This window comes from Belnapia sp. AC561 (genome assembly GCF_979252845.1).
In genome coordinates, this window is sequence record NZ_CEEDBP010000170.1 from 1 (window position 1) to 283 (window position 283).

Annotated in this window: 1 pseudogene; it reads left to right on the forward strand. The window is 61.1% G+C overall.

Going from position 1 to position 283, the window contains the following annotated elements:
• Window positions 1–283 (forward strand): annotated as a pseudogene (locus AC0IW9_RS30610) (hypothetical protein); the annotation flags it as partial.

Below are 283 nucleotides of genomic sequence, written 5' to 3' on the forward strand. Positions count from 1 at the left end.
TTCATGTACCTGGAAGAAGGCGACATCGCTGAGATCCAGCGCGACAGCGTGCAGGTCTGGGATACCCACGGCACTGTCGTGCAGCGTGAAGTGGTGCAGTACCACGAAGGCGCCGATGCCGCTGATAAGGGCGCGTTCCGCCACTTTATGCTCAAGGAAATTCACGAACAGCCCACCGTCGTGCAGCGCACGCTGGAAGGCCGCCTGGGCAGCGATCATGTGCTGGTACAGGCCTTCGGCCCTCAGGCTGCCGAGCTGTTCACCAAGGTGCGCAACGTACAGA